At 28.2% G+C, this 20,682-nt stretch carries 16 protein-coding genes; 12 read left to right on the top strand and 4 right to left on the bottom strand.

Annotation, left to right across the window (positions count from 1 at the left end; all coding sequences use genetic code 11):
- The first annotated feature begins 19 nt into the window (after positions 1–19).
- From FP421_RS12250 to FP421_RS12290, 9 genes are all read left to right on the top strand, one after another.
- Positions 20–688 (top strand): bifunctional 4-hydroxy-2-oxoglutarate aldolase/2-dehydro-3-deoxy-phosphogluconate aldolase, encoded by a 669-nt coding sequence (locus tag FP421_RS12250; RefSeq protein WP_159951011.1) that lies wholly within the window; start codon positions 20–22, stop codon positions 686–688.
- A gap of 169 nt (positions 689–857) precedes the next feature.
- The gene (locus tag FP421_RS12255) at positions 858–1,271 is read left to right on the top strand and encodes a response regulator (protein WP_159951013.1); all 414 of its coding nucleotides are present in this window, start codon (positions 858–860) and stop codon (positions 1,269–1,271) included.
- A complete protein-coding gene (locus FP421_RS12260; RefSeq protein WP_159951015.1) occupies positions 1,272–1,811 on the top strand; it encodes a heme NO-binding domain-containing protein in 540 nt (179 codons plus the stop codon).
- Entirely contained in the window at positions 1,811–3,814 is a 2,004-nt protein-coding gene (locus tag FP421_RS12265) for a PAS domain-containing sensor histidine kinase (protein WP_159951017.1), read from the top strand. The genes FP421_RS12260 and FP421_RS12265 overlap by 1 nt, the downstream gene beginning before the upstream one ends.
- Positions 3,795–4,937, top strand: coding sequence for an FIST signal transduction protein (locus FP421_RS12270; protein WP_159951019.1), 1,143 nt, complete (start codon positions 3,795–3,797; stop codon positions 4,935–4,937). Before FP421_RS12265 ends, FP421_RS12270 begins: the two co-directional genes overlap by 20 nt.
- A complete protein-coding gene (locus tag FP421_RS12275) occupies positions 4,937–5,980 on the top strand; it encodes a sensor histidine kinase (protein WP_159951020.1) in 1,044 nt (347 codons plus the stop codon). Before FP421_RS12270 ends, FP421_RS12275 begins: the two co-directional genes overlap by 1 nt.
- A 1-nt stretch (position 5,981) precedes the next feature.
- Entirely contained in the window at positions 5,982–6,299 is a 318-nt protein-coding gene (locus tag FP421_RS12280) for an Hpt domain-containing protein (protein WP_159951022.1), read from the top strand.
- A gap of 5 nt (positions 6,300–6,304) precedes the next feature.
- Positions 6,305–7,018, top strand: coding sequence for a LytR/AlgR family response regulator transcription factor (locus tag FP421_RS12285; protein ID WP_159951024.1), 714 nt, complete (start codon positions 6,305–6,307; stop codon positions 7,016–7,018).
- A gap of 112 nt (positions 7,019–7,130) precedes the next feature.
- Complete coding sequence (locus tag FP421_RS12290) at positions 7,131–9,575, top strand: DUF4114 domain-containing protein (RefSeq protein ID WP_159951026.1); 2,445 nt, start codon at positions 7,131–7,133, stop codon at positions 9,573–9,575.
- Positions 9,576–9,627: 52 nt separating this feature from the next.
- Here the strand turns inward: FP421_RS12290 and FP421_RS12295 are convergent, their stop codons facing one another.
- Complete coding sequence (locus FP421_RS12295; protein ID WP_159951028.1) at positions 9,628–11,703, bottom strand: tetratricopeptide repeat protein; 2,076 nt, start codon at positions 11,701–11,703, stop codon at positions 9,628–9,630.
- 187 nt (positions 11,704–11,890) lie between these two features.
- Here FP421_RS12295 and FP421_RS12300 point away from each other — a divergent pair, with 187 nt between their 5' ends.
- The 3 genes from FP421_RS12300 to FP421_RS12310 all read left to right on the top strand — a co-directional run bounded on the left by FP421_RS12300 (position 11,891) and on the right by FP421_RS12310 (position 14,742).
- The gene (locus FP421_RS12300; RefSeq protein WP_159951030.1) at positions 11,891–12,163 is read left to right on the top strand and encodes an STAS domain-containing protein; all 273 of its coding nucleotides are present in this window, start codon (positions 11,891–11,893) and stop codon (positions 12,161–12,163) included.
- Positions 12,164–12,180: 17 nt separating this feature from the next.
- Positions 12,181–13,449: an oligosaccharide flippase family protein gene (locus FP421_RS12305; protein ID WP_159951032.1), complete on the top strand. Its 1,269-nt coding sequence runs from the start codon at positions 12,181–12,183 to the stop codon at positions 13,447–13,449.
- A gap of 111 nt (positions 13,450–13,560) precedes the next feature.
- Positions 13,561–14,742 carry a glycosyltransferase gene (locus FP421_RS12310; RefSeq protein WP_159951034.1) on the top strand — a complete coding sequence of 394 codons (1,182 nt, stop codon included), beginning with the start codon at positions 13,561–13,563 and terminating at the stop codon, positions 14,740–14,742.
- Between the two features lie 3 nt (positions 14,743–14,745).
- Here FP421_RS12310 and FP421_RS12315 read toward each other — a convergent pair whose 3' ends face one another.
- The 3 genes from FP421_RS12315 to FP421_RS12325 are packed head-to-tail and all read right to left on the bottom strand — an operon-like array spanning position 14,746 to position 20,560.
- Positions 14,746–16,260 carry a glycoside hydrolase family 2 TIM barrel-domain containing protein gene (locus FP421_RS12315; protein ID WP_159951036.1) on the bottom strand — a complete coding sequence of 505 codons (1,515 nt, stop codon included), beginning with the start codon at positions 16,258–16,260 and terminating at the stop codon, positions 14,746–14,748.
- Complete coding sequence (locus FP421_RS12320) at positions 16,254–17,471, bottom strand: hypothetical protein (protein ID WP_159951038.1); 1,218 nt, start codon at positions 17,469–17,471, stop codon at positions 16,254–16,256. Before FP421_RS12320 ends, FP421_RS12315 begins: the two co-directional genes overlap by 7 nt.
- The gene (locus FP421_RS12325; protein ID WP_159951040.1) at positions 17,471–20,560 is read right to left on the bottom strand and encodes a hypothetical protein; all 3,090 of its coding nucleotides are present in this window, start codon (positions 20,558–20,560) and stop codon (positions 17,471–17,473) included. The genes FP421_RS12320 and FP421_RS12325 overlap by 1 nt, the downstream gene beginning before the upstream one ends.
- Between the last annotated feature and the right edge of the window lie 122 nt (positions 20,561–20,682).

The following is a 20,682-nucleotide window of genomic DNA, read 5'->3' on the forward strand; positions in this document are numbered from 1 at the left end:
TAAACAATTACACAATATTATGGCACAATTTACAAGATTAGAAGTTGCAGCAGCAATGAAAGAAACAGGGATGATTCCTTTGTTTTTTAACCAAGATATAGAATTAAGTAAAAAAGTTTTAAAAGCTTGTTACGATGGTGGGGCTCGTTTAATGGAGTTTACAGCACGTGGAGATTTTGCTCACGAAGTTTTTGGTGAATTAACCAAATATGCAATTGCAGAATTACCAGGAATGATTATGGGTGTAGGTTCTGTTACAGACGCAGGTCAAGCTTCATTGTACATGTCTTTAGGAGCAAACTTTGTGGTAACTCCCGTATTAAGAGAAGATATTGCAATTGCATGTAACCGTAAAAAAGTATTATGGTCTCCAGGATGTGGTACATTAACTGAGATTACAAGAGCAGAAGAACTAGGTTGTGAAGTTGTTAAATTATTCCCTGGTGATATTTATGGACCACAATTTGTAAAAGGAATTAAAGGTCCACAACCTTGGACAAGTATTATGCCAACAGGGGGAGTTTCTCCAACTGAAGAAAACCTTAGAGGATGGTTTGATGCTGGTGTTACTTGTGTAGGTATGGGATCTAAATTGATATCAAAAGATATCATAGCCAATAAAGATTATAATAAACTAGAGCAAGATGTAAAAGCTGCTTTAGCCATAGTAAAATCTGTTAGAAAATAGATTTGATTTGATTTTTTTGAGACTAAAACTCCAGCTTTACAGCTGGAGTTTTTGTTTTTACATTTTATCTATACTTTTTTGTATTTCGTCTACACCTTTTCTTTTTTTAGCTTTGTTGAATTTAATTTATATTTTATTAAAGTATTATTGCTTTATAAATCTCATCTAAATGGACAAAAATTTAAATATTTTATTAATTGAAGACAATTTAATTGAAATTATGAAAATGAAAAGAACAATTTCATTTCTTAAATTAAACCACAAACTTCAAGAAGCAAAAAACGGAGAAGAAGCTCTAGAAATTTTAAAGGATAAAAATAGGTTTCCTGATATAATTTTATTAGATTTAAACATGCCAAAAATAAGTGGTATAGAGTTTTTATCAATCATCAAAGAAAATGAAGAATTAAGTCATATTCCTGTGATCATTTTAACAACATCAGATAATCAAAAAGATTTGATAGAATGTTTTAAAATAGGAGTTTCTGGCTATATTTTAAAACCATTAAAATACGATGACTACGTATCAAAAATTGAAAAAGTACTAAGTTACTGGAGTGTAAATGAATTAAAAAAGTATTAAATGAAAGGAATTGTTTTTACAGAGTTTTTAGATTTAGTTGAAGATAAATTTGGTTTAGAAATGGTAGATAAAATCATTTCCGAATCTAAACTAGAGTCAGAAGGAGCATACACAGCAATAGGTACATACAGTTTTTCTGAAATGTTACAATTACTAACTCATTTAAGTAAATACACAGAAATACCTATTGATAACTTATTGTTAGTTTATGGAGAACATTTTTTTTCTGTGATAGAAAATAGTTATCCAGGTCTTTTAGCCACTTATAAAGATCCAATAGATATGTTATCATCTATAGAAAATCATATTCATGTTGAGGTTCAAAAAATTTATCCAGATGCAGAATTACCTACTTTTGTTGTTGAAGAAAAATCTGAAAATTCTTTAATTATGGTCTATAAATCTAGTAGAGCTATGCATCATTTTGGTCTTGGTTTAATGAATAAAACTTTTGAACATTTTAATAGTACTGCTACCATTCAATTAGAAAAAATTAAAGAAGATGGTACACAAGTAAGATTTATTGTTGCTAAAAATTAATGAGTAAAGAAAAAATAGAAATATTAGCACGTGCCTTAAAAAGAGAAAAAGCCGCTAGAAAAGCAGCTGAACAGATATTAGAAAAAAAATCTAAAGAATTATACCTTACATCAAAAAAATTAAAAGATACTAACAGTCAGTTAAGCAGTCTTTTAGAAGAAAAATCATCTACTTTAGAAGGTGTTTTTAAAAACATTAACGATGCATATTTAGTTATGGATTTGTATGGTAATGTTTTAAAAATGAATGAAATTGCAGTAAATCTTTTTGAATACGATATTAATAATGAAGCTTTTAATGTCAGTAAAATAATTCATGAAGATGATATCGATTATACTTATAAGTCCTTTTCAGAACTCTACAATAAAGGTCATTTTAATGGCTACACTGCAAGAATCTATACAAAAACTAAAAAAATAAAATGGATTCAAGTAAACGCTACAGTTATTTATGATAGAGATAATAAAGCCATTGCTGCTCAGGGTATCATTAGAGATATAACTAAAGATAAAGAAGCGGGTGATTTATTAATGGAGTCTAAAAATAGATTGTCTGCACTTGTCTTAAACTTAAATAGTGGAATTGTTTTAGAAGATGAAAATAGAAAAATTGTATTATCCAATACAAAATTTTGTGAATTATTAAATGTAAATGCACATCCTAATGATTTAGTTGGGATGGATTGTAAATTGGCTGCACAGAAAAATAAAAAACAGTTTAAAGATCCTTTTTCTTTCATTAAAAGAATGGATGAAATCGTAAAAAGTAAAGTAGCTGTATTTGGTGACCAGCTAGAAATGTTAGATGGTAAAATTTTAGAAAGAAACTATACGCCAATAATTGTTGGAGGAAAAATGAAAGGCTATTTATGGACTTTTAGAGATATTACACTAGAAAAAAGATATAATCTAAGTTTAGAAGCTCAAAAAGAAAAGTATAGTAATATTATTGCCAATATGAATCTAGGTTTAGTAGAGGTGAATAATAACGATGAAATTTTGTTAGTAAACAAAAGTTTTGTTGAAATGTCTGGTTATAATAAAGAAGAATTAATAGGCAAAAACGTTGGAGAATTTTTTCAGATAGAAGGTGGTTCAGAATTTATTAAAATTGAAAACCAAAAACGTTTAAGAGGAGAGTCTAATTCTTATCAATTAAAAATCAAAAATAAAAAAGGTGAAATTAAGCATTGGTTGGTTAGTGGGGCTCCCAACTATAATCTAAATGGAGAGATCATTGGTTCTATAGGAATTCATTTAGATATTACAGAGTTTAAAAAATTACAATTTCAGAAAGAGCTTATTTTAAAAGAATTAGAGAAAAAAAATAGAGACTTGCATGAATACGCCCATATTGTCTCTCATGATTTAAAATCACCTTTAAGAAGTATAGATGCTTTAATATCTTGGATCAAAGCAGATAACGAAGGTAAGTTAGATGAAATAACCATGCAAAATTTTGATTTAGTTGAATCTACTTTAGAAACTATGGAGAGACTTATTTCTGATGTTTTAGAGTACTCTAGTGCAGGTGCTAATACTCATGAACAAGAAGAGATTGATTTAAACGAAACACTAGATAACTTAAAAAAGGTCCTGTACATACCAGATAATATTTCAGTAAATGTTTTATCTAAACTACCAATAATAGTAGGAGATAAAACAAAATTCCAACAATTATTTCAAAACTTTATAAGCAATGCCATAAAATTTTCTGATAAAGAAGTTGGTATTATAGAAATTGATTGTGTAGAAGATCCAGTGTATTATCAATTTTCAATAAAAGATAACGGTATAGGTATCGAAAAGAAATACCATGACAAAATTTTTGAAGCCTTTCATTCATTAAATAAACGAGAAGATTCCTCAGGAATTGGATTATCAATCGTTAGAAAAATAATAGATTTATATCAAGGGGACATCTGGTTAGAAAGTGAACCAAATGTTGGAACAACTTTTTACTTCACCTTAAAAAAAGAACTCAATGAAAACAGTACAACTTAGAAAGAGTAGTAATTCAGATTGGCAATACCTAACTGAAAATTTAACTCTAGTAGAACCACTAGTTCTTGTTTTTGGGAATAGATTTATGCTAGAAGATGATGGTATTTTAGATGAAATAAGATCTATTTTTAAAGACGGTCACATTGTTTTTGGTTCTGCATCTGGAGATATTTCTACTCAATCTGTTAATGATGATAGTTTAACGATAACCGCTATAGAATTTGAAAAAAGCTCTTTTATCATTAAAACTACTAATGTTTTAGACTCAAATTCTAATTCACCAATAGATAGTTTTAATGCAGGAAAAAACTTAATAAATCAACTACCACAAGAAGGTCTAAAATATGTTTTGGTTATTTCTGAAGGTAGTTTTATAAACGGTAGTCAATTAACCAAAGGGATGAATGCTCTTGTAGATGGTAATTTATTGATTACAGGAGCTTTATGTGGTGATGGTGCAAGATTTGAGAAAACATTAGCTTCTTATAATGAAAAACCAAAACAAGGAGAAATTATAGCTATTGGTATGTATGGAGAATCTTTAGAGGTAAGCTTTTCTATTAATGGAGGTTGGACACCTTTTGGACCACAGAGAACTGTAACAAGGTCTAAAGGAAATGTATTGTATGAATTAGATAATTTACCAGCATTAGATTTGTATAAAAAATATTTAGGAGAAAAAGCAAAAGAATTACCGGGAGCAGCGTTATTATATCCTTTAAATGTAAAAACAGAGAATGAAAAACAAACAATTGTAAGGTCTATTTTAAACATTGACGAAGAAGAAAACTCAATGATTTTGGCTGGTGATATTTTTGAAGATTCTAAAGTGCAATTAATGATGACGAATGTAGATCATATCGTTAATGCAGCAGAAAAAGCCGCCTTAAGTGCATCAGAATTAAGAAAGAAAAAACCAGAACTAGCTATTTTAGTAAGTTGTATTGGTAGAAAATTAGTATTAGATCAAAGAGTAGAAGAAGAAGTAGAAGAAGTGATAGAGGTTGTTGGTACAACAACAATTACAGGTTTATATTCTTACGGAGAAATAGCTCCTTTTATAGGAGAAAGTAACTGTCAATTACATAACCAAACAATGACAGTAACACTAATAAGCGAATAATGAATCCTTTATTAAAAAGACAAATAAGAAAATTTTTACCAGAAGAATTCCATTCTGATATAAGGTTTGAAAAGTTTTTAGATGCTATAGATAGATCTTATTCTACATCAGAAGAGCAATTTGGTATGCTTCAAAGGGCTACAACTATAAGTTCGCAAGAGTTATTTAATGCAAATCAACAGTTACTAGAAGAAACAGAAGCTCAGAAAAATATTATCGCTAAACTACGCAGTGTAATAGATAAATTAAAGTTTTATGATTTAGACACTGATTTACCAATAGAAAGTAACGATTCTTTAAAATTGGTCGATTTTATCGATAATCAAACCAAAGAAATTATAAAAATAAATCAACAAAAAGATTTATTAGTAAAAAATTTAGAGCGTCAAAATCAAGAACTAAATGATTATGCGCACATGGTTTCTCATGATATAAAAACACCACTACAAAGTGTAGACGCTTTAACTACTTGGATTTTAGAAGATTATTCTAGGGTTTTAGATCATCAAGGTAAAGAAACGCTAAAACTTATTAAAGAAAATGTAGAAAAAATGGATACTCTCTTAAAAGGTATTTTACAATATTCTACTATAGGTAAAATTGAAAAAGATTTATATGATGTTAACTTAAATTCTTTAGTAAATGATATTATCAGAGACTTAAATCTCAAAGAAAACATCAGCTTTATAATTCCAAATAAATTACCTATCATAAAAGCAGATAGGTACAGACTAGATAAATTGTTTTTGCATTTAATAAACAATGCTATTACATACAATGATAAAGAAAAAATTACCATAGAAATTGGTTTCAAAGAAGGTAAAGATTTCTGGAATTTTTATGTGAAAGATAATGGTAATGGTATAGAAAAAAGATTTTTTAATAAAATATTTATTGCTTTTCAAAAATTAGAAGATGATTATAAATCTGCTGGTATTGGATTATCAATTGTTAAAAAAATTATCGAAGTTTACAATGGTGAAATTTATGTAGAATCAGAACCAAATGTTGGTTCAACTTTTTATTTTAGCATAAAAAAATAATATGGAGCAACCTAATCTAGACTACGTAGAGCAATTGGCAAATGGAGAAGAATCAATAAGAGCAACACTAATCGAAGTTATAAAAACAGAGTTTCCTGAAGAAAGAAAGGATTACGATGAAAGTGTAAAAAATAAAGAATTCAAAAAAATAGAAGAAAACGTTCATAGACTTAAACATAAAATTAGTATTTTAGGACTTGAAAAGAGTTATAAAATGGCTAATGATTTTGAACACAATCTTCGAGAACATAGTACAGAAGGAATAGAAGATTTTGAGAAAATTTTATTAGTTATTTCAGCGTTTCTGAAAACTATATAAATTTTATGAATTGTATTATTATTGATGATGAAAAAATGGCAAGGGTTATTCTAAAAACCTTGTGCAATCAAGTTAAATCACTAAATATAATAGAAGAGTTTTCTAGTGCAATACAAGCCATAAAATTTTTAAATGAAACTACTGTCGATTTAATTTTTTTAGACATTCACATGCCAGATTTTAATGGTTTAGATTTTATTAGAAGTTTAAAATCACCACCAAAAATCATTTTAACAACATCAGACCCTAAGTTTGCTATAGAGGCTTTTGAATATGATTTTATAGTAGATTATCTTCTTAAACCAATAGAATTTAGTCGTTTTGAAAAAGGAGTTCAAAAAGCAGAAAAATTTATTATCACTCCAGAACAAGCAAAACCAATAGAAAAACCTATTGAAAAAGATATTGATAATGATTTTTATGTCAATATAGACAGAAGGCTTATTAAAATAGACTTACCCAGTATTTATTTGGTAGAAGCAAAAGGAGATTACATAAAAATTAAAACAGAAGACAAAGACTACACAGTCCATTCAACCTTAAAAAAAATTGAAGAGAAACTCCCTGATTCACTATTCTTAAAAATTCATCGTTCTTATATCATTAATATTAAGAAAATTATTGATATTGAGGATAATAGCGTGCTAATTAAAAGAGATGTTATTCCTGTAAGTAGGTCTAAAAGACCAGAGCTTATGAAAAGATTAGATTTGCTTTAAATTTTTCATCTAAACATTTTATACACTTCGTCTATAGTTAAAATGTAAAGACCGAATATCTGATTTTACAAATATACTAAGCAATTACTTTTGTGGTATTAAAAATAATATCATGAAAAAAATACTACTAATTTTAATAAGTACTGTTGTAACTTCTTTAAACGCACAAACTTATAATTACCTTGGCGAGTTCACGTCAGATGGTACACCCATGTACTTAGAAAGTCCTGGAGATATTGTTTCTACGGAAACGTTACAAATGATTGATAATTCACTTCCAGAAAACTATCCAGTTCCAACGTATAATCCACAATATATTACTTCTGGTTATGAAACAGATATAAAAGTAGAATCTAAAGCAGACATTTGGGTAACCTTTGTAAGTGAAGGTGCAGGTTATCGAAATGTTTTAGGTTTTTATACGTACCCTTTAGACAATCCACCAACTACAAAACCATCTAAAGAAGATATTACTATTATTTTTCCTAATGTTTCAGCATTAGGCAGTGGAGGAGGATTAAAAGTAGGAGATAAGGTAAAAATTGGAACTTTTGAAGCAGGTACAGGAATTGGTTGGGTATTATTAGCAAACGCATGGAATTCTAGAAATGCAGAAGTAGGTGATGGACATTGGCAATTGTTTTCTAATACAAATTTTAATCCTGAAGCAAAAGAAGAATTAAGACATCATAATGTATTGTTAGCAGATCCAGATAATGAAAGAGTTATACTAGGTTTCGAAGACATTAGAAGAGATTATAGTTCTTGTGATAATGATTTTAATGATGCTATTTTTTATGTTACAGCAAATCCTTATACAGCAATTAAAATTAATAATTTTGCAGATATTTCTGAAGCTAATGATGTAACCTCTGGAAATGACGGAGGTTTAGAAAGTAATGGTTCTTTAGCAAACTTAATAGCTAAGAGAAACTTTAAAAGAAAGAAAGATGGTAATGCTTTAAACCTAAGTGCAAAACAACAGGCTTTTAAGAAAAGTGTTTTAAGAAACAAGGGTAATTCTAGTTCTTTAATAGAATATGTGCCAGAAACAGGAATGTACAGCACAGAAATTGCAAAAGTTTCTAGTCCAAAAGATTTAATTGCTGTAACCAATGCTAAAGAAATTTTTTCTGTAGATTATTACTCAGGAGACAAAAGAGTTTCTGCAGTATTGGCAACACAAACAGAAGGATCAATTTACGATCATTCTAAAATGATTTGCGATAGATTAAATAGCTCTAGCTTAGAAGATGTTAGAACTGTTACTACTAGAGGACATCAAATTATCAGTTCAAAAATTTTAAGAGCAACAGGTGAGAAAGAATATACATTAAGTTTTTCTATTAAGTTAAATGATGGTGAAAATGAATTGTTTAGTTTTTGGAATATTGATCAATATCCTGCTGGAAATTATCAAAACTTTCAAATTTGGGGGAGCTCTTTTTCACAAGTTTTTGCCATCGCCAACTTCATTATCGATAAACATACTTCAGAAAATGGCTTAAAAAGTACAGTAAAAGCCAATGTTGTGCCAAATGTTTTTGTAAAATCTGGAACTTACGCTAATGGTTTTTTAACATTAAACATTATCAACAAAACAAAAGAAAAAGAAGTTCTTTTTGAAGGTAATATTTCTAGAACAGAAGTTTCTAAATATAGCAACGAGATTACAACTTTATCATTATCTGGAGACTATGAAGAAGAAATAACCATAGATACAGGTGTATTATTTGATATTGGTTTTTCTATACAAGCATCAGAAAATGCTCAAAAAGACGCTTTGTATTTAGCAGATGGACCATGGGGATTAGATTACCTAAATGAATATGCTACTGTAAACGATTTCTATATTGATGCTTCTGATGATCTTATTTTAGATGATGAAATGCATCATGTAGACAGAAATGTAAGTGTTTCTGGAAGTGTAAAAGGAAATATTAACTTGTTTAGACATATTTTACCAGGAGATCAAACATTGGATGTAACAAATTATGATGCATTACAATTTAAAATGATGAATACGCAATCTGTTGAAATTGTAATTATGCAAGAAGAAGACAGAGATTGGAATGATAGAATTAGATATACAATACCTGCAAATACATCAGAAAAAGAACATAATATTTCTTTTACAAACTTTAAAGATGCATCTGGTAATACTGTAGAAATTTCAAACATTAAAACAGTCGTTTTTTCTATAATTAGTAACTATGAAGATACGATTCCTTTTAATTTAGACATTAAAGAAGTTGCTTTTGGAGTAAATGAAGTATTATCTGTTAATGGTTTTTCATCAGATTCAACTCAAAAAGTGATGAATTATCCAAATCCGTTTACAAATAGAACAACCATTAAGTTGTTTGAAAGTTCTAAGTCAGTAAAAATACAAGTATTTGATTTAATGGGAAGATCTGTTGATGTGCAGTATATTGATACAGATAGTTCAACAAAAAAAGTGCAATACAATGCACCAAATTTAAAAGCAGGGATGTATAAATATCTTTTAAAAGATGATGAGAATAGGATACATTCTGGAACTTTTATAGTTCGTTAATTCCCCCATTTATAATCAGAATGTAGAATAGGCAAAAGAGTAATCTTTTGCCTTATTTTTTAAAAAAAGGTTTCTTTAAAAATAACCATTTAAAACGCAAACCAAATTCTGTATAAGTAAAACCAGCAGAACCTGCAGTGGCTACTGCAGAAGCAATATTACTTTGTAAACCATAGATGTTTATTAGAGCTCTGTCAGAAAATTTATAACCTAAATTTCCTTGAACTCTATAGGTACTTTGACCAGAATCATCTTCTATATATTGTAATCCAGTAGCAGCAGTTAAGCCATAAAACCATTCTTTCTTTTTAGCAGCAGCTTCATCTTTAATAAGGTTAACAAAAATTTCTACGGCGTTAAATTTGCTAGGACTAAAATATACAGTTGGTAACTGTAGCTTAAACGAAAGGTTTTGATAATTAATACCAGCTTTTATAGAGGGTTTTGGTAAGATGTTGTAATATAGAGAGGTAAAAAGTAAATTTCTAGCATTTTCATCACTTTGCCAAGTGTAATAATATTGTGTAAACCAACCTAGATTAAAATTAGTATTTAAACTATAATTTAAAATAAGATTATTTTGAACAATTTGTTCGTTTAATAAAGCAGCATTAAAATTCTGAATATCTCTTTTGTAACCAAGTTCTAAATTTTGAAGTTTAAAAGGCTTAATATTAACAGAAATATCAGTTAAGAATTGATTGTAACTATTTGTTTCAGATTCTGATTTAGTAACACCAAAACTTCCTTTTAATGTTAAATTATTTAAAAGTTGATAAGAAGCTCCTAACAATAAATTATTGGTAGTTGCCTCTAGGTTTGTAATAGGATTAGAGGTTGTTCTATAATTGTAATTGGCTAAGATTTTAAATTTTGTAGAAAAAGGAATTTCTGTTTTAAAATCAAAAGCATTTGCTTTGTTATCTCCATTATCAAAAGAATAAGAATATTTTGTTTCAATAAATGGTGTAAAGCTTAAATCTAATTGTTTTATAAAATTCTTAGCATCTTTTTGATTTTCATAAAATTTTAATGTGTTTTCTGCACTTTGGTAAGCTTGGTTAATATATCCAGAAGCTTTTAAAGCATTTGCTTTACCAAGATTACCATCAAAAGAAGCACTATCTTTTTTTAAAATTAAATTGTAGTCTCTTAAACTCTTTTTAAAATCACTTTTGTAAATATTAAGAGTTGCTCTTAAAGACAATATCCAATTTTCGGGATTACTGTTGTCTTTTAGCAGTGCATCAATTGCCACTTTAGCTTCAGTAAATTTTTTATTCCAAATTAAGGCCTGAATATTTCTTTCTATAGTTTGGTTTTTTAGAGTAGTTGCAGTATTTGAATCTATACTTTTTAAAGCTTTATTGCTTATTTGAAGAGCAGTTTTGTCATCACTTCCCAAATGATATGATAGAGAAATTCCGTTTAAAGAGATTAATTTATTACCTGGGATTTCTCCTATAATTTTATAAGTATTTTTTGCTTTTTCTACTTGATTAGAAATTAAATACAAGTTGGCAAGATTTAATAAAGTTTCTTTATCGTTTTTAAAATCTTTAAAATTTTCTTTTAGGATGGTTTCTGCTTCATCATATTTTTGATTTGATACATTTTTATTGGCCAAACCTAACCTCATATACTTTTTAGAAACTAATGCATTAGGGTTACCAGGTGAAACAGCCAAAGCTTTATCTACAGTAATTAAAGCATTTTCATATTCTTTTAAATTAGATAATGTATTGGCATATCCTAACAATGCAGCAAAACTTTTATTATTTTCTTTTAAAAGTGTTTGGTAGTAAACTTTTGCGTCTTTATAATTTTTATCCCAAAGCATGGATTCTGCATAGTTTAATTTTACTTCAAAATCTGATGGATAATCATTTAAAAGTTTGGTGAAAAGTGTAAAGGCTTTTTTAGAATCTCCATTTAAACCAACAGCTCTTCCATAGCAAAGTCTAGCTGTTTTATTAGTTGGGTACGTTTTTAAAATCTTTTTAAAGAAAACTTCAGCCTTTTTGTATTTACCAGTTTCTAAATAGGTAAAGCCTTCTTGCATGTCTTGAGAAAACGCAAAGAAGCTACCGAAAAATAACAATAAGAATAATATGGATTTTAATTTCATAATAACACTTAAATACATGCAAGTTAAGGAATAGCTTTGAATTTATAAACTAAAGTTTATTGTTTTTATCTTAAACAAAAGAGAGTAAACTTTGGTCTAAAGTTAATTGCGCTTCACCGATAGTTGTTCTCTTTTTTATAGTTATGATTGGATATTTGTCGTGTTAATCATCAAAAAACTTAATAGTATGTCATTACAAATCTTAGAAAAAAACGAAATATTTTATCTTAATGGAGAAATTAATATTAATACGGTTAATTTTTTTGATTCTTTTTTTGAAACTGTAAATCATAAAAAAATTACATTAAATATTGATAAAGTTATCCATATAGATAAAAAGGGTTTAGAAGTACTATTTAAATTTATGCAAAATATAAATAAAAATAACAAAATATTTGTTATTTTAGGATACGGTTGTAAAGAAATTTATGATCATTTTAGACAAACAAATGTAGCTTAAAAAAGAAAAAATACGTTATGCAATCATTACTAAGATTTGTAAAAAAAGGAATAAAGCCTGAGCAGTTATTTATGCTAAGTGTGCTTTTAGTAAATGGAGGGAATTATCTGTATAATTTAGTTTTAGGTAGAGTTTTAGGACCAGAAAAATTTGCTGATGCAGCAATTTTAATTACTTTTTTATTGGTTTTATCTTTTGTAGCGATGACTTTTCAATTAGTAACGGCAAAATTTTCAGTGTTATTTGAAGATTCTATATTTAGTGGTTTTATTTCTAAAATTTATAAAAATGCTTTGTTTACCGGTGTTTTTTTAGGAGTATTAATTGTTATTTTTTCATCTCAACTACAACAATTTTTTAAAACAACTTCTTCCTTGATGTTTGTTATTTTTGGTATTGGTGTTCCTTTTTATTTTTTAATGAGTGTTAATAGAGGTGTTTTTCAAGGCAAGCAAGAATTGAAATCATTGTCTGTTACTTACCAGTCAGAGATGATTAGTCGTCTTTTATTAACTTTTGCTTTACTGTATTTTTTAAATATAGACTCTTCTTTAATAATAGCAATAGGTATTTTTTTCTCTTTCGTATTTGGGTTGATTCCTTTTAGAAGTAGTAATTTTTCTCTATTTAAACCTTTTCAATTAGACGACTCTAGTAAGAAATTGGTCAAGAATTTTTTTATTATCACGGCTTTTTATGAATTAACACAAATTATTATTAATAACAGTGATATTTTACTGGTAAAGCATTATTTTGAATCTTATGAAGCTGGTTTGTATGCATCTTTAGCTTTAATTGGTAGAGTAGTCTATTTTATTGCTTGGATGTTTGTAATGTTGTTATTGCCAACTGTTGTTCAGCTTAAAAAAGACGGTAAAGATACATTGCCAATTTTGTTAAAATATGTTGCATATATTGGTTTTATTGCAGGTGCAATTGTTGTAAGTTGTTTCTTCTTTCCTAATGAAATTATTAAAATTTTGTTTGGTAGTAAATACTTACCTATTTCATCATTATTATGGAAATATGCTTCTGCTACTGGTATTTTTGCAATCTCTAATATTTTTGCTTACTATTATTTATCTTTAGACAAATACATTCCTGTAGTACTTTCGGGTATTTTTGGGATGTTACAAATCGTTTTGGTTGTATTGTTTCATGAGTCATTAGAACAGGTAGTTCATGTTCAAATTATAGCTATGGTTTTGTTGTTAATTGTACAATTGAGTTTTTTCTTTTTTAAAGATTCTAAAACAACAAGTGTCACAAAAGAAACTAATAACTAGTTGTATCTAAGCGTAATTTCCAATCGTCTATATAAAATTGCATTTGAACAAACTACTTACAATTATCATAGCTTAAAAACCGAAATTTGTATCATATAAAAAAAATATAAAATGAAACTAGCCATTGTAACTGCATATCCACCAAGTAAAGTAACACTAAATGAGTATGCTTACCATTTAGTAAAAAGCTTTAGACAAAGTGAAAAAGTAACAGAATTAATTTTGTTAACAGATAAAACCTCTGAAGAAAAAGATATTAATTTTACAGAAAATGGATGTAAAATCACTGTAAAAGAATGTTGGAAATTTAACAGTTATTCAAATACAAGAGGCGTTGTAAAAGCGATCAATCAAACTAAACCAGATGCTATTCTTTTTAATTTACAGTTTATGAAATTTGGAGATAAAAAGGTTGTTGCTGCATTAGGGTTAACATTGCCTTTAATCTGTAAAATGAAAGGGATACCAACAATTGTTTTATTACATAATATTTTAGAACAAGTAGATTTAGATAGTGCAGGTTTTACATCAAATAAATTGGCTCAAAAGATTTATAATTTTATAGGAACAACATTAACAAAACTAATTTTAAAAGCAGATTTAGTTGCTGTTACTATGGATAAATATGTAACTACTTTAGTTGATAAATATAAAGTAGATAATGTTAAAATGATACCTCATGGAACTTTTGAAATTCCAGACAATCCATCTCAAAAATTACCAGATGGTCCTTTGAAAATTATGACTTTTGGAAAATTTGGAACTTACAAGAAAGTTGAATCTATGATTGAAGCTGTAGAACTTGTAAGAAAAGATACAGGATTAGATTTAGAAATTGTTATTGCAGGGACAGACAACCCAAACGTACCAGGTTATTTAGCAAATGCAAAAGAAACCTATAAACATGTACCACAATTAACATTTACAGGTTATGTAGAAGAAAATGAGGTAGAACCATTGTTTACAGAAAGTGCTGTTGTAGTTTTTCCTTATACTTCTACAACAGGAAGTTCAGGGGTTTTACATCAGGCAGGGAGTTATGGTAAGGCAGTAGTAATGCCAAATTTAGGTGATTTAACAACGTTAATTGAAGATGAAGGGTATAGAGGTGAGTTTTTTGAGCCAGAAAGTGTACCTAGTTTAGCAAAAGCAATTAAAGCAATTGTTACTAATGAAGCGTATAGAATTGAATTAGGAGAAACAAATTATAAGGCTGCAACTGCTTACCCTATGGAAAGAATTACAGATATTTACTTAGAAGAATTCAATAAAATTATAAACCAAAAGAAATAATATTTAATTAGAGATGTATTTATAGGATAATTTTTTCTCACCTGTGTTAGAAATGAATCCAAATTTTTTCTGCGGATTCGTTCGCCAAGGTAGCCTCCCTAAAACTTCTTTAGGTACAAAATCAAAATCATACAAAGTCCATGACATAAAAGGAATATTATTTCTTGTCAGGACTTTTTGTATTTCTTTATAGTAGGCTGCTTGTTTTTCTTCAGAACCCGCAAAAGGCCTCCACAAACCACTGTAAGAAGAAACTCCGAATTCTTGTAAAATTATAGGTTTGTCTTTTATGTTTTCTTTTAGAGATAAATATTTACTTTCAAACTTACTTAAATCTTCATAGTAATGAAAAGAAACTACATCTACTTTATCTTTTAAAATACTTGCACTTTCTACATTAGACCAGCCAATGGTAACAGGATGTTTTTTATCAATAGATTTAATTAAATCAATCATAAAACTTAACCAAGCTGTTACATTTTCTTTACCTCTGGCATCAAAATCTAAATTGGGTTCATTTTTAACATCCCAGGCTAAAATTGCTTTATGATCTTTAAATTTTTCAATAATTTTTTCTGCATGTCTATGGTTTAATGTCCAGTCTAGTACATCGTAATTTCCATAAAAATCAAACAAAGTAACAACGGCTTTTAAATTTGCCTTTTTGGCAGCATCTAAAACTTTCTGTAACTTCTCTAGTTTTTCATATTTTATATTCGCTTTTCCGAAATCTTCGTAGGGTACAAATATCCTTACAGAATTTAAATTGGCTTCCTTAATGATTTTAAAATCCTTTTCAATAATACTAATATCAAATGCATCACCATACATATTCCAAGGAGTTGCTTGTGGATAATAATTTATACCTTTAATGTTGGTGTCTGTAATTGTTCTTTTTTGATGGGGATCTTGATATTTTTCTGAAGATTCTTTTACCATATGTCTAATCCTCCAGAAACCATCTTCTAATAATAGAACATATTTATATGTTGATATTTCTGTAGTTTCTAAAATCAATTTATTGTCTTTAAAAACTTTTTTATATTCTAAGGCGTCTGTATCTTTTAAAACAATTAATTGTCCATCCTCACTAAAAAACTCAAGATTTAAGTGATGTTGTAGGGTAGTAGATTCTACAGATATTTTATTTGATTTATTAAAATTGAGTATGTTGTAAATATTTTCTCTAGCACTTTCTGTAAAATAGTCTTCTATACCAACTTTTGTATTGGTTTTGTAGGCTATATGTTTCACATACCAAGCATCTAAATAATCGTTTTCAACTTCTGCAATTTTTTGCTTACTTATTTTTCTTCCTTCATTGCCATCTAAAATCCAAGTTACTTTGGGTAAATATTGGTCTGCTTTTTTAACTTCTGTATGTAGCATTTTACTTCTGTCTGCACCTGTATTTAAAAAGCTAAAAATAGAACTCACTAAAAACAAAAGAATTCCTATTATAATTACATAAGTTAGCATTAAAACACCTCTAAGAATTCGTTTATTAGTTTTTACCATAGTTTAAAACTTTTAAATTCTTTTTTAATCCCTGCAGTTTCAATAATTACTTGGTATTCATTGTTCTCATAAATATTAGGATCTAAATAAAAGCTAGCAAAACCGTTATTAGATTCTTTAAAAAGTTCTTTAATTAGAGTTTTGTTTTTATAAATAGATAGTTTTATGGATAATCCATCAGGAATCAATTGCCCCATAAAACTTTCTAAAGGCCCTACAGTTATAATTCTATTATGCTGTTTAAAAGCAACATTATAATCTTCAATTACTTTTTTATATTTAATTGTTATGGTGTTACTTTCTGCAATACCAATAAAATAAGCTTTTATTTTCCAAGTATCTTCAAAATCGGGATGAACAATTTTTGCATGAGCCACTCCATTAATAGTAGTTGCAGCCGTCTTTAAAATGCCTCCTTTTTGATCGGTGATGTAAAACTCTATATAACTTCCATCACTAATAATATTATTGTTTTTATCTTTTATAATGGATGTGTACAGTGTTGTAATTTGATTTCCGTCTGCATATTCATGATTTCTATGTGTAAAAATTTTAAAATCTGTTGCTATGGCAGGCATAATGTTTACATCAAACTCTTTAGAGTTTAAACCATGACATTCTGATGATATAATCATTCGCCCACTTTTTTTAGGAGCATAAAAATTTTTATAGCCAATTAATTTATCTGTATATATTGGTGTTATATTTTCAGATTTTAAAAATTGATATTTTACATCAACTTTACTATTGTCTAAGATAGGGTTGTCTAAACTATCTGTAGGTATTACAACCAGCATTGTATAGTCTAAACCTCCAGCATCAATACTAGGTGGACCCAAATAGGTTTCAATACTTGTGGGGTGTTGTTGAGATGAAATAGAAATATTTCCAGAAATAGTTTCATCAGTATTTATGATTTTCCAAGACAATATTCCTCTTTTTTTTGATAAAAACCTTGGAACTGTAAAAGATGCTTTTTGGCTTAAAACTTTAGATTGTAATACAATAGAACCATAACTATTAGAACAATATAACTGAAAAACAGTGTCTTTTTTAACTTTAAAATTAAGTATAATGTCTTCACCAACAATATAATTTGTTTTTGTTGATAATAGAGTAATAGAAGTTTGCTTGGTATTTGTTTCTTGTGCTAGAAAAGATACAATTACCAACTGGAAAAGTAGTAGCGCAAAACTTTTTTTTAACTTCATTATTTAGGATTACCAATATAAATATTTAATTCAATTTTAATATAACTAAAAAGAGAATGATCTACTTTTTGTAATTTACTTATGGTATGATTATGTATTCTGTTGGGTATTATTTTAGAGGCAATGTCTTTATTTGGTAAGCCATTTACAAAACAATAACTCATATCATTGCTAATACTTTTTATTTTAGGGTCTTTAGGAATAGAGTAGTTAAAACGTAATTTTCTTTCTTGTCTAATACCTTCTTTTAAAAATAAATTATCAACCCATATCATTTCTTTGTCTTTATTGTAGAAAGTAATAATTAATTGGGGAACCGTTATCTCTTGAATTCCGCTATTAAATAAAGTACCACTAATTGTGTTTGAAGAAATATTTACTTCACTTAAAACTACGTCTTTAAATAAATCTGAATTAGAAGTATTTCCTGCAGCTTGTAAATTAAACTTTGTAGGTTGTTCACTTAGTTCTATTGGAGTAAATTCATCTGGGTTAAATGTTTTAGGAATGGAGTCTTTTGTTTTAGACCAAGCAATACCTTCAAAATTAATTCTAAATGCACTTATTTCTTTGGGCATTAATTTATGCTTTATAATATGCTTAGCATTGTAGGTTGCTAATTCTTTGTTGTCATCGTTATAAAGTGTCCCTTTTAATACTACATCAGATGGAACATTGTCTATATTTTGAACTTCACCAATAATAGAGTAACGTTTATTAAACTTTATCAATTTTGCAGAAACAATCTCTAAAACAGGTTGTTTTAAAACATCCTCGTGATGGGTTTGCTCTGTGGTAATTCTTCTTCTTCCTTGATTAAAATAACCAGTAGTATTTTTAGAATATAGTTGGTCTGGAGGTAAGTCTATAGATTTTCTAGTAGGTTTTAAATACCATTTTCTGCCTCTTTTAACAGTTGTTCTAAATTCTACTTTAGATAGTTTTTCTAAAGGAGTAATCCATTTTGTTTCTACTTTTAAAGTTGTTAAACTATCTGTTTTTTTTAAAACTTCTGTAGTAATTGCATCTAACTTCGCATATGAACTTAACAGACCATCAGTAACCGAAATTTCTAGTAAATATTGAGCTCTAGTTAAATTGTCTTTAGGATCTATATAACTAAAACTTTTATTTAATTCTTTAAAATCGATGGCATCATAATAGGCTTTTACTACATTTTCTGGAGACCTTTGTGTGTCGTTTTTTATGTAAAACATATAACAAGCATAACTTATAGTAATAATTAGAAGAACTGCCCAAATATGAAAAGCTTTTAAAACATTTTTAGAAAATTTAGAATAATCATTTTTATATTTAAAATATATAGGGTTTGGTTTTGTTTTTGTTTTTAAAGCGTTAATAATCAACGATTGAACATTAAATATAAAAGCAAAAAGTACCGTTAAAAAAGGAATTACGCCCCACATAATTTTTACCCAAGCAGGCACATCTTCTTTAGGTAAAATAGAAGAAACCGGAGGTACATTCAGTTTTTCCCAAACCATAATACCATTTTCTAATTGAGACAAACGTTGCCAACCACAGAAAAATAAAACTGGATCATAAAATTTGTCATTAGAAAATATATATTTTAAATTGTATTTCTCAGGTGTTGTTAAAAATTGCTGTAAAGAACCTATACCAGCTACTCCCTTAAATTTAGAGTTTTCTAAACGCTCAATGGGTCTTGTGGTTAATTCTGGCAAACGTCTTGCAGAATGATAATTACCATCAACACTCATTGCATTAGATTGTGCACCTAACCATGCCATTTGATCTCCAAAGCCCAAAGTTAAATACCTCCAATGGTCATGAGAATCTTGACTTAAAAAATTAACAATAGGTAACATTTTAATTTTCTGAGGTTGCGAAGGTCTAAAATATCCCAAACTCATGGTAAAAACTACCATTGCAACATAAAAAAAGGCTAAAAGACCACCCAATAATCGATGATAAACTGCACCAAATTTTTCTTGTATTAACTCTTTTAAGTCTCCTTCTACAAATCGATAAACAAATTCCCCAAATATAGGAATAGACATAATAGAACCCCAAAGCGTAAACCTATCTAATGTTAAAATATTAAAAGCAGTCTCGCCTAAAATCATTTTTGGTATAGGGGTTGTCCCACCAGTTCCTAAAATTACTAGCATTGTAAATGATAAACCAAAAAATAAATACCTTTTGCTGTAATATCTATAAAAAATATAAGGAAGTATAAATAACAGTAATCCCCAAGGAATTGTAAAAAACACTAACCCAGAAGAAGTAACATCTATAAAACTGTCTCTAGAGCCATGAGGTATTGGAACTTGAGTTATTGGATTTTTCTTAGAGTTTAACCAATAAGGAAAAATACAAAAAACAATTAAAAAAAGTGCAGATAAACCAAATGCTAAATTCTTTTTTAATTGCTTAAAAAATGTTTTTAAAAATAAAGAAAAAGTAACCTCTTTATAGCTATTAACCTCTTCTCTAGCTACATCCATAATTACAGTTCCAATCAATGGAAAAATAAAGAATAACATTCCAAAAATAGGAGTTACATGATGTGATGTAACTGTTACAGAAATTAATGAAAGTGATGTAAAAAAGAATTTATATTTACCAGTTTTAAGCCATAAATATATTTCTGGTAAAGCATGCATTAAAATTGATACACCAACAATGCTAGGTAATTGACCAAAAATATGCAACGTTTCTACAAAAGATGAAGAAAAAACAGCTAAAATAGCTGCATAGCCAGCTACAGTTCTATTAGAGGTTATCAATAAAGAATACCTGTATGCGCCAGTTACAAATAATATAATAGCCACAAATGCAACAGTAAAAAGGCCAAATTTTAAACCTCCAACTAAAGATAATGCCCCCATAGTTTGATGCACCAAAGGCGGATAACTTTGTACAGTGAAACCTGTATACCATCTGTAATTCCAAGGTTCAAACCAACTATTAGCATAATGATCAGCAAAAAACAAGTGTATTAAAGCATCATAAGTGGTTTCTAGAGTAAAGAAAATGGTAGAACCATGAAATAATAATGCTAGTAATATTGCAGTTATTAAATATTTATTAGACTTTTCTTTCATTTACAAAATCTCACTTAAGATATCGTAAATATAAAATAATTTTATCCTATATTTTTTTTTATTTAACTAAAGTAAACAACCTTTCACCTATAGATAATCTTACTTTAACTCTAAAAAGTAAA

It is taken from the genome of Polaribacter septentrionalilitoris, assembly GCF_009832745.1.
GTDB classification, from domain to species: domain Bacteria; phylum Bacteroidota; class Bacteroidia; order Flavobacteriales; family Flavobacteriaceae; genus Polaribacter; species Polaribacter septentrionalilitoris.